General features: G+C 59.1%; 12 protein-coding genes. 5 read left to right on the forward strand and 7 right to left on the reverse strand.

The window, feature by feature from the left end:
* From gspD to ACFE0K_RS07025, 5 genes are all read right to left on the reverse strand, one after another.
* On the reverse strand, positions 1 to 1,617 hold a 1,617-nt coding region (gene gspD, locus ACFE0K_RS07005), incomplete at its 3' end, for a type II secretion system secretin GspD (RefSeq protein WP_434535378.1).
* Positions 1,618 to 1,628: 11 nt separating this feature from the next.
* Complete coding sequence (gene gspC, locus ACFE0K_RS07010) at positions 1,629 to 2,492, reverse strand: type II secretion system protein GspC (protein ID WP_434535379.1); 864 nt, start codon at positions 2,490 to 2,492, stop codon at positions 1,629 to 1,631.
* Positions 2,493 to 2,628: 136 nt separating this feature from the next.
* Positions 2,629 to 3,357 carry a type II secretion system protein N gene (gene gspN / locus ACFE0K_RS07015; protein WP_434535380.1) on the reverse strand — a complete coding sequence of 243 codons (729 nt, stop codon included), beginning with the start codon at positions 3,355 to 3,357 and terminating at the stop codon, positions 2,629 to 2,631.
* An 8-nt stretch (positions 3,358 to 3,365) separates the two neighbouring features.
* Entirely contained in the window at positions 3,366 to 3,890 is a 525-nt protein-coding gene (ssb, locus tag ACFE0K_RS07020; protein WP_434535381.1) for a single-stranded DNA-binding protein, read from the reverse strand.
* Between the two features lie 105 nt (positions 3,891 to 3,995).
* On the reverse strand, positions 3,996 to 5,363 hold the full coding sequence (locus ACFE0K_RS07025; RefSeq protein ID WP_434535382.1) for an MFS transporter: 1,368 nt from the start codon (positions 5,361 to 5,363) through the stop codon (positions 3,996 to 3,998).
* Between the two features lie 239 nt (positions 5,364 to 5,602).
* Between ACFE0K_RS07025 and ACFE0K_RS07030 the strand changes: the two genes are divergently transcribed.
* From ACFE0K_RS07030 to ACFE0K_RS07050, 5 genes are all read left to right on the forward strand, one after another.
* Positions 5,603 to 6,253, forward strand: coding sequence for a LuxR C-terminal-related transcriptional regulator (locus ACFE0K_RS07030; RefSeq protein ID WP_434535383.1), 651 nt, complete (start codon positions 5,603 to 5,605; stop codon positions 6,251 to 6,253).
* A 139-nt stretch (positions 6,254 to 6,392) separates the two neighbouring features.
* On the forward strand, positions 6,393 to 9,221 hold the full coding sequence (gene uvrA, locus ACFE0K_RS07035) for an excinuclease ABC subunit UvrA (RefSeq protein ID WP_434535384.1): 2,829 nt from the start codon (positions 6,393 to 6,395) through the stop codon (positions 9,219 to 9,221).
* A gap of 2 nt (positions 9,222 to 9,223) precedes the next feature.
* Positions 9,224 to 10,015 (forward strand): hypothetical protein, encoded by a 792-nt coding sequence (locus ACFE0K_RS07040; RefSeq protein ID WP_434535385.1) that lies wholly within the window; start codon positions 9,224 to 9,226, stop codon positions 10,013 to 10,015.
* Between the two features lie 135 nt (positions 10,016 to 10,150).
* Positions 10,151 to 11,416: a glycerophosphodiester phosphodiesterase family protein gene (locus ACFE0K_RS07045; RefSeq protein WP_434535386.1), complete on the forward strand. Its 1,266-nt coding sequence runs from the start codon at positions 10,151 to 10,153 to the stop codon at positions 11,414 to 11,416.
* A 164-nt stretch (positions 11,417 to 11,580) separates the two neighbouring features.
* Positions 11,581 to 11,961, forward strand: a complete 381-nt coding sequence (locus ACFE0K_RS07050) for a hypothetical protein (RefSeq protein WP_434535387.1) — start codon at positions 11,581 to 11,583, stop codon at positions 11,959 to 11,961.
* A 21-nt stretch (positions 11,962 to 11,982) separates the two neighbouring features.
* On the opposite strand, the gene ACFE0K_RS07055 is transcribed toward ACFE0K_RS07050, so the two are convergent.
* On the reverse strand, positions 11,983 to 12,318 hold the full coding sequence (locus ACFE0K_RS07055; RefSeq protein ID WP_035249958.1) for a DOPA 4,5-dioxygenase family protein: 336 nt from the start codon (positions 12,316 to 12,318) through the stop codon (positions 11,983 to 11,985).
* A gap of 116 nt (positions 12,319 to 12,434) precedes the next feature.
* A complete protein-coding gene (gene rplQ / locus ACFE0K_RS07060; protein WP_434535388.1) occupies positions 12,435 to 12,821 on the reverse strand; it encodes a 50S ribosomal protein L17 in 387 nt (128 codons plus the stop codon).
* Positions 12,822 to 12,894: the final 73 nt, after the last annotated feature.

Raw genomic sequence — 12,894 nt, forward strand, 5'->3', positions numbered from 1 at the left:
GTTGGTGGTAACGGTGCCCGCGGCTTCCCCTACGGGTTCCTTCCCCGTAGAGTTTTCCTGGTCAAGCTCCAGACTGATGGTGGACAACCCGGCCACATTGGGAGTCACCTTCAAGCTTAGCCCCACATCTTCGCGCTGGATGGTCTGAAATGGGTTGGACACACCGGAACCGGTACTGGTGCTGGTGCCGGTGATAAAGGGCACGTTCTCCCCCACCACGATGGAGGCTTCCTGATTATCCAGGGTAAGGATGCTGGGAGTGGAGAGCAGATTCACATCCGTAGATTGGGACAATGCCTGAATCAACGCCCCCCACTTCAAATCACCGTTGGAGTCCTGCTCCCCGAAGCCCATGGTAATGCCATCGCCCAGGGCCAGCCCTGAAGGGTCATCCGTTGCCAGAGCCTGAACGATGGAGTTAATGGTAAGCCCCGCGTTACCGAAGTTGATGGCGCCGACGCCGCTTTCGTCACTGCCGCCCACATACTGAAAGCCCAGTGCCTTGCCGGTATCACCGGACACTTCCACAATGGCGGCTTCAATCAGAATCTGCGCACGGCGCACATCCAGCTGGCTGATCACCGACATGATTTCCTTCATCATCGCCGGTTCTGCGCGGATCACCAGGGCATTGAGGGATTTGTCCGCCTGGATGGACACCTTGTCACCGGTAACGGATGCCGCAGAGGTCTTGCCATCTGCGCCAGGGGTTGCCGCAGAAGCCCCCTCGGCAAAATTCTTCAGCAACTCGGCCAGCGCTTCCGCATCACCGTGGCTGAGGCGCACCACCTGCACGCCGCCTGTAGCACTGGCAGGAGTGTCCAGATTGCGAATCATCTGCGCCATACGCTGGCGGGTAATCCGGTCACCCTTGATGATCAAGCGGTTGGTGCGCTCATCCGCTACCACCGTCACACCACCGTCCTTGGTCTTGCCGCGACGGCCGCCGGTTTGCGGCGTCAGACTTTCCAGCATTTTCACCATGTCGCCGGCGAAAGCATGCTCCAGCTTGATCACCTGCACATCTTCGGACTCGGCATTGTCCAGGCTGGCAATGATCGCCTCCATACGGCGGATATTATCCATGTGATCACTGATGATCAGGGCATTGGCCGAGCCCACGGCTGCCAGGTGGCCGTACTGGGGCACCAGCGGCCGCAGTACCGGTACCAGCTCTTCTACCGGTGAGTTTTCCACCGGAATCACCCGGGTCACCAGCGCTTCACCACCGGCTTCATTCTTGCCCACCAGCGGCAGGTTGCTTTGCTTGGCGGTGGTATTGGGAACGATCTTGATAATGTCGCCAGACGGCACCGCCGCATAGCCATGCACCTGCAACACAGACAGAAACAACTCGTAGACCTCTGCGGCAGACAGCGCCTTGGTAGACACGACGGTAACGTCCCGGGCGCGAACGCGAGGATCAACCACGAAGTTCTTACCGGTCATGTCGGCAATCTGGCTGATAAACGCCTGGATATCCGCATTACGGATATTCACCGTCCAGCTCTTGCCATCTTCACTGGCCGCAACCTGGGCATGGGCGGAAAAAGCCGTTACCGACAACAGCACCACAATCAGTGTTCGACGTGCCGAGGCTTTGAAAAAGGACATCATAAAACCACTCACTATGGCGGATAATTCACGGTAAATTGCTGATCACCCCGCTGCACCACGATACTGGCCTGCCGGGTTTCCTGAAATGAACGCAACGCAGCCATATCACCTTCCTCCGTCCCCAGCGCATGGCCGTTGACCGAGAGGATAACGTCACTGCTTTGCAAGCCGACCTGACTGATCAACTGCTTGGGGGCCCGCTTGCCCAACTGATAGCCCTGGTTATCCCCCTGGGCCACCGGCTGCAACCCCAACTGGCCAATAATGGCCTTGCGTTGACGCTGCATATCTTCCTCGCTGCCTTCCGCAATCTGCGATTGCTGGGGCTCACGTTCAACCGCTGGCTGCCGAGACACCTGACTGACCCCACCCAGGGAACTGTCCGACCAGCGCAGGGTTTCCAGGCGCCCGGCCCGGCGCAGGATCACCCGGTCCGGGTACACCTCTTCCAGGCTGGCATTACCGGGGATACTGTCGCCGATACGGTACAACTCACCTTCCTTGCCCTTTTCGGCAATGATGGCAGACGCCTTTTCGGTATCAGCGGTCTGGAACACGCCAAGTAGCTCCAGACGCAGCCGGGTTTCCGGAGCGTCAGTGGGTTTGTCAGACTGGGGGGCGGCTTCCTGCTCGAAGCTTCCGAACAATTGCCAACTGTCCACCTGGGACTGGCTCAGGATCACAGCCTGCCCGGAGGAAGCGACCTGCAGACGGGCCTTGCTGTTGGAGGGGATCGGCTCGTTGGGTCCGTACCACAACAGCCAGAAGGTCTGGGCCAGCACAAAGGCCAATGCAATGACCAGCAAAATGGCAAGCAACCAGCGCACCGGCTTGCCCCACTGCTGATAATGACCCCACGCTGCCCACTGCGACATAACTGTCCGCTCTTCCTTTATCGTTATTGCCGGACTGAAGATACCGGATTTTACGGCAAATTATTGCAATATAGTGTTACCGGAACCGTTATTTCCTGTTCTCGGCCAAGCCGGGCAAACCTGCACCGACTGTCCGCTACCCCCGCTTCAGCGAGAAGGGCTGCGACATCTGGAATACCACATCATCCGGGCTGCCACCCTGGCTGACGCCCAGTAACAAGGGCCAGGCGCGCATGACTTCCAGATGGAAACGACCGTCACTGATTCGTGCCTGTAGCAGGCGCTCACCGTCAGGATCCGCCACCCGCAGTGTGGGCACCGGGCCTTCCATGCTCAAGCGGCCCTGTAATTCCGGCACCGTGGCAGAGCCATTGTTGCCCCAGGTCACCCGGCCACCACTGTAATCCAGGGTACCCTGGAGTTGCTGGATAGTATCATCGGCAATCAGCAGCGACATCAGCACCGCATCGACTCGGCCGTCGGCACCGCCCTGGGGGACATGTTTCGCCACCAACTCCACCGGCAGAGACAGTCGCGCCTGCTCTATCTGCCAGTCGCCCCAATCTGCGCCGACCCAGCCGGACAAGTTTGCCTGCTGCCCCTGATCACTGCGCAGGGAAAGTTGCGCGCCCGGCACCAGGCCGTGCCAATCCAGGGTCCAGTCCAGCGCGCCCTGCAGTTGCTTCCAGCGCCAGCGAGCCTGCCCCTGCCACCAACGGCCACGAGGTTCGGACAGAGTCAGCGCAGCGCCGCCCAGCCGCACAGTGGGCATTCGCTCCACCACGACGGCAGCGGGCATGCTGACGATCAAAAAAACCAGCAGACTGGAAACAAAGACCAGTGCCAGCGTCAAGGTACGAGGCATAGCGGTTCTCAGAACGGGATATCGTCGTCGAAATCATCCGCCGGGCCGCTGAAGCCGCCCTGATTTTGACTCTGACCGGGGTTCTGATTCTGCTGTGGCGCGGCACTGCCGCCGCCGTAATTGTCATTCTGGTTCTGGTAGCCACCCTGGTTGCCCTGGGACGCATAGCCACCACCCTGGCCACCACCGCCGTCGCCACGGCCATCCAGCATCTGCATTTCGTTGGCCACGATTTCGGTGGTGTAGCGATCCTGGCCATCCTGCCCCTGCCACTTGCGGGTACGAATGGAGCCTTCGATATAGACCTTGGAGCCCTTCTTCAGGTACTCACCGGCGATCTCGCCCAGCTTGTTGAAAAATACCACCCGGTGCCATTCAGTGCGTTCCTGCATCTGCCCGCTCTGCTTGTCCTTCCAGGTTTCACTGGTAGCCAGACGAACATTGGTGACCGCGCCACCGCTGGGCATGAAACGAGTTTCCGGGTCTGCCCCCAGGTTACCAATCAGAATTACCTTGTTAACGCCGCGCGCCATGTTTCTCTCCGTGACTCTCTAGGTCAGTACTGTTGTAGCCGGTGATCCCCTGTCAGGTAAATCACCGGTTTCTCAAATGCATGTCAGATCAAGCCAAACATTGTGTCAGCTTTGCCCGGCTCCGGCGAGCCCCGCAAGCCGGGCCTCATCCAGTTCCCCGGCATCGACCTTGAGCAGGGCCAAGGCCTGCTCCTCGACAATGACGGTTTCCACCACACCGGGTACCGTCTGCAGCTCACGGGCCAGTTTCTGCCAGTCCTGGCCCGGGGCCAGCATCAGCACCCGGTTATCCAGTTTCGGCAGTTCCCGCAGCCCGGTCAGCACCACCAGCCAGACCGCCGCCAGCAGCGCACAACCGTAGAACACCGCCTCGGCACCCACCCACTGGTACAACGCCCCGCCCAGCTGCCCACCGACAAAGACGCCCAGGAACTGGCTGGTGGAGTATACCCCCATGGCCGTGCCCCGGGTGCCCGCCGGCGCAGCCCGGCCCACCAGCGAAGGCAGCAGGGCTTCGAGCAGGTTAAACGCAGCAAAAAACACCAGTAGCGCCAGCACAAAGTGCCACAGCTCGGCACCGGCCAGGGCTAACAGGATCTGTGACACCGCCAGCAACACTACCGCCAGTCGTTTCACCGGCACCGCGCCACGCCGTTCGGCGCGAATAATCAGCGGCACCATGGCCACGAACCCGGCCACCAGCACACCCAGGTAAATCAGGCTGTGGCTGCGTAGCCCCAGCCCGAGGCGTTCACTGAGCAGGGCCGGCACCACCACGAAAGAGGCGGTCATGATCAGGTGCAAGGTAAAAATGCCCACATCAAATCGCAGCAATGTCTTACTGGCAAGGACGCGACGGAAGCGCACGCCCACCGGCAAGGCCTCCCCTTGTAAGGCCCGTGGTGCCGGCACCACCAGGGCCACCAGCAGGGCAAAGACGCCCATCACCGAGGTCATCCAGAACAGGCCGGACAGGCCCAGCCAGCTAGCCAGTAACGGGCCGAGGATCAGGGCCAGCACAAAGGAACCACCCACGGACATGCCGATCAGCGCCATGGCCCGGGTGCGATGCTTTTCACTGACCACATCACCGATCAACGCCATGATCACACTGGCGATGGCGCCGGAGCCCTGCAGGGCACGCCCGGCAATGACACCATGGATATGGTCGCTCATGGCCGCCACTACGCCCCCCGCCACAAACAGCAGCAGGCCGATCAGCAACAACGGTCGCCGCCCGAAGCGATCGGAAAGCATGCCAAACGGAATCTGCAGCAGGGCCTGCATCAGCCCGTAGGCACCGATAGCGGTACCGATCAGCAGCGGTGTCGCGCCTTCCAGGGATTGCCCGTAGACCGCGAAAATTGGCAGAATCATGAACAGGCCGAACATCCGCAGCGCAAAGATGGTCGCCAGATAGCCGGTGGTTTTCAGCTCTGTCCGCTGCAGGACACGGGAGGAAGATGCCGACATGAACGCTTGTTGCTCCAAAACGGGTGGCCGCAAGTCACGGCCGCTACAAAAAGGCGGGCAGTGTATCAGATTCCCCACGGGGCCGGACCAGGACACAGTGCCCCACTTTGAGGCCCGGGAATCGTGAAATCAGTAAAACCGGGCAATGGTAAATTGAACCCCGGTCAAAGCGGTGATAAATTCACATGCTGATCAGTTTTTTTTCTTAGGCTCCGCCTGAGACATCATGGACGGCATCGATGAACAGCCCACAACAAACTCAGCAAGTTTACGTAGTAGGCAGCCAGCAACTGCAAAACGCCCTGCTCACCGAATTTCTCGTCAAGGAAGAAGTGGCTACCAAGAGCATTCCCTCGGTGGAGACGATCTCCGTAGAGACACTGCGGGAATTTGGCCAGAACCTGTTTCTGGTGGATTACCACAGTGTGGATGTGAACGAGGTAATCGCCCATCTCCTGGAAGCAGATCAGGAAGTGGAAAACGACGTTCTGATCGCCCTGTTTAATGTAGATAGCGACGATTCGCTGTCCCGACTGGCTGGCCTGCCCATGGTCAACGGCGGCTTCCAGCATGACTGCCCCCAGGCACTGCTGAGCAAAGGCATCAAGGCCATTTTCGACGGCGAGTTGTGGTTCCCACGCGCCGTGCTGCAGGCCTATCTGATGAAAAGCCGCACCTTCAACAAGACCTTCTCCCGCAGCGAGGTGAACCTCACCGACCGGGAAGTGGAAGTGCTGAAAGTGATGGCCACCGGCGCCAAGAACTCGGAAATCGCCACCAGCCTGAATCTGAGCCCGCACACCATCAAGACGCATATCTACAACATCTTCAAGAAGATCAATGCGTCCAACCGCCTGCAGGCGGTGAACTGGGCACAGGAAAACCTGTAGCCACGCGCCATACAACGCGCACCGTGCTGCACGCCATGCTCGCCTGAGGCATGTTGCGTGCAGCGACCACATTCTTTTGCCCTTCACACGAATTCGCCTATACTGCCCTGTTCATTTTGACAGTAGTCAGGGGTAGTTGATGGATACCATACTGGTTCGCGGTGCACGGACTCATAACCTGAAGAACGTGGACCTGGATATTCCCCGGGACAAGCTGGTGGTGATCACCGGTCTGTCCGGTTCAGGGAAATCCTCACTGGCCTTTGACACACTCTACGCAGAAGGCCAGCGCCGCTATGTGGAGTCTCTCTCCACCTATGCCCGCCAGTTCCTGTCGATGATGGAAAAGCCCGATGTGGACCACATCGAGGGGCTCAGCCCGGCGATCTCCATCGAGCAGAAATCCACCAGCCATAACCCGCGATCCACCGTCGGCACCATCACCGAAATCTACGATTATCTGCGCCTGCTGTTTGCCCGGGTGGGCGAGCCTCGCTGCCCGGAGCATGAAGCCCCGCTGGCCGCCCAGACCATCAGCCAGATGGTGGATCAGGTGCTGGCCATGGAAGACGGCAGCAAGCTGATGCTGCTGGCGCCAGTGATCCGCGAAAAGAAAGGCGAGCATCTGCACCTGTTCGAGGAACTGCGCGCCCAGGGCTTTATCCGGGCACGCATCGACGGGCGCATCTATGACATGGATGACACCCCGGACCTGGACAAGAACAAGAAGCACACCATTGAAGTCGTGGTGGACCGCTTCAAGGTCCGTGACGACCTGCAGAACCGGCTGGCGGAATCCTTCGAAACTGCCCTTAACCTGGCCGACGATATCGCCATCATTGCGCCCATGGACGGCGACGGCGAGGAAGTGACCTTCTCCGCCAAATTTGCCTGCCCACACTGCGGTTACTCCATCCCCGAACTGGAACCGCGGCTGTTCTCCTTCAACAATCCGGCCGGCGCCTGCCCCAGCTGTGATGGTTTGGGCATGAAGCAGTTCTTCGACGAGGACAAGGTGATCAATTCCGACGAGCTGTCCCTGTCGGAAGGCGCCATCCGCGGCTGGGACCGCCGCAACGTCTACTATTTCCAGATGCTCAACTCCCTGTCCCAGAGCCTGGGTTTCGACATGGACGTGGCATTTCAGGAACTGCCCAAGGATATCCGCAAGAAAGTCCTCCACGGCACCGGCAAGGAAAGCATCGAATTCCGTTACCTCAACGATCGCGGCGATATCATCAAGCGAAACCATCCGTTCGAGGGCATCATTCCCAATATGGAGCGGCGCTACCGGGAAACCGAATCCGATGCGGTGCGCGAAGACCTGCTCGGCTACATGTCCACCTCCAGTTGCCCCAGCTGTAATGGCTCGCGACTACGCGAGGCGGCCCGTCATGTGTTCATCGAAGAGACTACCCTGCCGGAAGTGGTACGGCTGGCGGTGGGCAAGGCCCACGGCTATTTCAGCGACCTGAACCTGCCCGGCAGCAAGGGCGAAATCGCCGACAAGATTCTCAAGGAAATCCGCGACCGCCTGCAGTTTCTGGTCAACGTGGGGCTGGAATACCTGACCCTGGAGCGCAGCGCGGAAACCCTGTCTGGCGGCGAAGCGCAACGTATTCGTCTGGCCAGCCAGATCGGTGCCGGCCTGGTGGGCGTCATGTACGTACTCGACGAGCCCTCCATCGGCCTGCACCAACGCGACAATGAACGCCTGCTCAGCACCCTCACCCGCCTGCGTGATCTGGGCAATACCGTGCTGGTGGTGGAGCACGACGAGGAAGCCATCCGCCTGGCCGACCACGTGATTGATATCGGCCCCGGTGCCGGCGTCCATGGTGGCAGGGTGGTCGCCCAGGGCAGTGCCCAGGACGTGGCCGACAACCCGGACTCGCTCACCGGCGACTACCTGTCCGGTCGCAAACAGATCGCCATCCCCGAGCAACGGCGGCGGAATCAGGACGACAAGTGGCTGACCCTGCACGGCGCCACCGGCAACAACCTCAAAGGCCACCCGTTGAATATCCCGGTAGGGATGTTCACCTGCATCACCGGCGTCTCCGGTTCCGGCAAGTCCACCCTGATTAACAGCACCTTGTACCCGCTGGCGGCCACCAAACTGAACAAGGCCACCACCCTCACCCCGGGAGTCCACGAGTCCATCGACGGGCTGGAGCACTTCGACAAGGTGGTGGATATCGACCAGAGCCCCATCGGCCGTACCCCGCGCTCGAACCCGGCCACCTACACCGGCATCTTCACGCCGGTGCGCGAACTCTTCGCCGGCACCCAGGAAGCACGCGCCCGCGGCTACAAACCCGGCCGTTTCAGCTTCAACGTGAAAGGCGGTCGCTGTGAAGCCTGTCAGGGTGACGGCGTGATCAAGGTGGAGATGCACTTCCTGCCGGACATCTATGTGCCCTGCGAAGTGTGCGAAGGCAAACGCTATAACCGGGAAACCCTGGAGATCACCTATAAGGGCAAGAACATCTTCGAGGTACTGGATCTGACCATCGAAGATGCCCGGGAATTCTTCGATGCGGTGCCTTCCCTGGCTCGTAAACTGCAGACCCTGATGGATGTTGGCCTGAGTTACGTAAAACTGGGCCAGGCCGCCACCACCCTGTCCGGCGGCGAAGCCCAGCGGGTAAAACTGGCCAAGGAGCTGTCCCGCCGCGATACCGGCAACACCCTCTACATCCTCGACGAACCCACCACCGGCTTACATTTCCACGATATCCAGCTGCTGCTGGACGTTCTCAACCGGCTGGCCGATCATGGCAACTCCGTGGTGGTAATCGAACACAACTTGGACGTGATCAAGACCGCCGACTGGATCGTGGATCTGGGCCCCGAGGGCGGCGATGGTGGCGGTGAGATCATCGCTGAAGGCACACCGGAGGAGGTGGCCAAGGTGAAAGGCAGCCACACCGGACGCTTCCTGAAAAACATGCTGGAGACCCAATAGAAATGAACAGCTTTCGTCACTACCTACCCTGGTGCTTTCTGTTATTAACCGCCTTGCAGGGCTGTCAGAGTGTCGGGCGGGTCCCCAGTATCACCTCATGCTCGCCATCCCACTGCCTGGAGACCTTCCCTTCGAAGACTATTCCGCAAAAAGATTTTTGGCAGTTTGATTCGTTGGCCGTTATGCCGCCAAGCATCGACCTTGAGGAAAAGAGCCTCAACAACGAGACAACCCGCGAGCTCTATATTGAGGATGATGGCCAAGGCACCCTGATTGAACAACTCGACACTATGTCTGGTTCTTACCAACTCACCAATATTGCGATCAAAACGGACTTGGTCGACAAGGCGCTGCTTCTCCAGTTCGAAAAATCTATCTGGGCAGACTCTCCAACGGTGGAGGCCATACTCAATGACATTGATCCGCATGGTAACCCTAAACTGGTCAATCCTGCGCTAGACGGTCCGATTGAGATTCCTTCAGCGCTGCTTGATGCCGCACCAGAAAGCACTTGCTGCTTTTTGGTGACACGGATCACTGGCTGGCACCACACAGGAGGCGCCATTCACTCGAAAGTCGCCTTTACCTCATTATTGGGCTCTGTTATGGGCGGCGTAGGCCCGCCGGTGACTTTTGGACAAGCCCTCAGTGACATGGTGATAATTCGGAAAGAGGACGGCAAGGTGCTTTGGAGTGGACGAGCACTGAGCAATGGGCACATCAGCCAACTAAGAGCCACTGCTCGCGATTACTATCTGCAAGTCTATGAATCCAAAATAGAGCACAACAAATAAAATCAACGCCCACGCTCTCCAAACAGGAACCAGCCCACATTTTGGAGCGCTGTCACAATGCGGAAGCCACTCGCCAACCTTCACGTCATCTGCCATGACGATACTCAACCTCGGCGTATTCACTGGAGGTTGATCATGAAAAGGATCTGGGCATTTAAGGCATTTATCGCCACCTTGGCTATCGGCACGGCGGCTGCCGCCTGTGCCGGCCACGGGTCGCAAAATAGCGTGGAGCTTGGGCCGCGCCCCTATTATCTGGTAGCAGACATGGACGAGGGGCCGCTCAGGCAGGCCCTGCAGGAATGCACCAGCCAACGACGGCCGCAGCAAGCCAGTGACTTCTCCATTGGCCACCGTGGCGCCCCGCTACAATTCCCCGAGCATACCGAAGAATCCTACCGGGCTGCCGCCCGTATGGGCGCCGGCATTGTGGAATGCGACGTGGCTTTTACCGAGGATCGCGAGTTGGTCTGTCGCCATTCCCAGTGCGACCTGCACACTACCACCAACATTCTCGACACCGAGCTGGCCAGCCAGTGCAGCGAGCCCTTTTCCCCCTTTGATGGCAGCAACCCGGCCAGCGCCCGTTGCTGTACCAGCGACATCACCCTGGCCGAGTTCAAGACGCTCAAGGGCAAGATGGACGGCGCCAATCCCCGCGCCACCACCGTGGAAGAATATTTGCAGGGCACTGCGGGCTGGCGCACCGACCTCTACAGCCAGAATGGCACCTTGCTCAGTCATCGCGAGAGCATCACCCTGTTTCAGGAACTGGGGGTAAAAATGACCCCGGAGCTGAAAGCGCCTCAGGTTCCGATGCCCTATGAAGGTAATTACAGTCAGCAGGACTATGCCCGGCAATTGATTGAGGAGTATCGGCAGGCCGGTGTGTCGCCGCAGAATGTGTATCCGCAATCTTTCAGCCTGGAAGACGTGCGCTACTGGATCGGCCACCACCCCCGCTACGGCAAGCAGGCCGTGTATCTGGATGGCCGTGATGCACAAGGGCTGGATCCGCAAAATCCAGGTACCTGGCAGCCCGACATGGAAACTCTCGCAGGTTACGGCGTGAACATCATCGCCCCGCCCCTGTGGATGCTGGTGACCACCGATCAGCACAATCGCATTGTCCCCAGCGTCTACGCCGAGGGCGCCCGCAATGCTGGCCTGGACATCATTGCCTGGTCCTTGGAGCGTTCCGGCCCGCTGACCAAGGGTGGTGGCTGGTACTACCAGAGCGTTCAACCTGCCATTAACAATGACGGCGACACCTTCACCCTGCTGGATGTGCTGGCGAGGGACGTGGGCGTTATCGGCGTCTTTTCCGACTGGCCGGCCACCACCACTTTTTACGCCAACTGTCAGAAAGCCCTGCGCGCCAACCGCCACGCACAACCTTAGCGCACTCGCACCACAACAGTACCGCCCCGTTCCGGAATGGGGCGGCCGCACCGACAAACCCGGCCATCGCGCTGGCACACTTTCTGCTTTGTTCTATTCAACCTGAAGTCCTGACTTCAGTACTCGTCAGCTTCTTTCGGCAACCATTCAGAGGAGTACATGCAATGGACGCCACCACCGATCACCGCTGGTTGATGCAGTACAACATCGTCAACCTGGTTAATCAGTGCCGTCGGTTGATTCGGGCTGAATTCGACGCCAGCCTGTCACTAACCGATCCGGCACTGCGCCAGAAACTGGCCCATTACGCCGGTCTGACTCGCTCCCAGGGCATGCAACGACTTTACGGAGAGATTCGTCTGGCACTGCTGGAGCTGGAAGGCGAAGACCCGCCATTGGCTCCGTCCAGTAGCGGCACAGTTCGCCTCTATCGAGGACAACCGGTAGAAGCCCGAAACACGGGGAACACAAAAGATGAGACACGCTCAGTGCAACGCCAGCGCAAGGGCTTGATGTATCGGGGACACAAAGTGGCGCAGGGTTAGTTGGCGGGTTAGTCCAGGCAATCAGGCGGAAAACTGAAAGATGCTTAGATCCAGCGGCAAGCTTTCACCCAACCACATAACCAGCTCGGTGTGATCGCGGAGATCATCACCGCTAAGCCCATGCACAAAAACGGTCAGCCCGTTACGGCTGGCCATCAACCAGGGGATCACATCGCCCGCCAGGCGACGCGGAATGGACAGCTGGCAGCTCCAGCACGGGTGCGGGCCCACCGGCTTGCGATGCATGTGCCCCATGGGAATATCGAAATGCTGGTGGGCGGCCTGGCACAGCGCAGCCGCCTGGGAAAACGTGGATTCATCGAAATAGACGTGTGCATGAAAGCCGTTGATTGCCATATGCCCTGCCCCTGAGGTTTGTTCGGCCTCTACAGACAGCATAGTACAAGTCCGCCGGCTTACGACAGACATAAAAAAACCGGGCAATATGCCCGGCTTTTTTGAAGCTTGAACGCTTACTCTTCGCCAGCGTCCGCCAGCTCGGGGCGATCAACCAGCTCAACATAGGCCATCGGTGCATTGTCACCGGCACGGAAACCCATCTTGAGGATACGGATGTAACCACCAGGACGGCTCTGGTAACGCGGACCCAGGTCATTGAACAGCTTGCCGACCACTTCCTTGGAGCGGGTACGGTCGAAAGCCAGACGACGGTTCGCTACCGAGTCTTCCTTCGCAAGAGTGATCAGCGGCTCAGCCACACGACGCAGCTCTTTAGCTTTCGGCAGAGTGGTCTTGATCACTTCGTGCTCCAGCAGAGACACAGCCATGTTACGGAACATAACCTGACGATGATAGCTGTTCCGATTCAGTTTTCTGCCGCTTTTGCGATGACGACTGATTCTTTTCCTATGTTCAGGTGCCCTTCACCGCGTCCCCACCAACTACTTAGCGCAATTTGGTGTTCAACCGTTC

Origin of the sequence: Alcanivorax sp. (assembly GCF_051117345.1) — a bacterium.
Lineage (GTDB): Bacteria > Pseudomonadota > Gammaproteobacteria > Pseudomonadales > Alcanivoracaceae > Alcanivorax.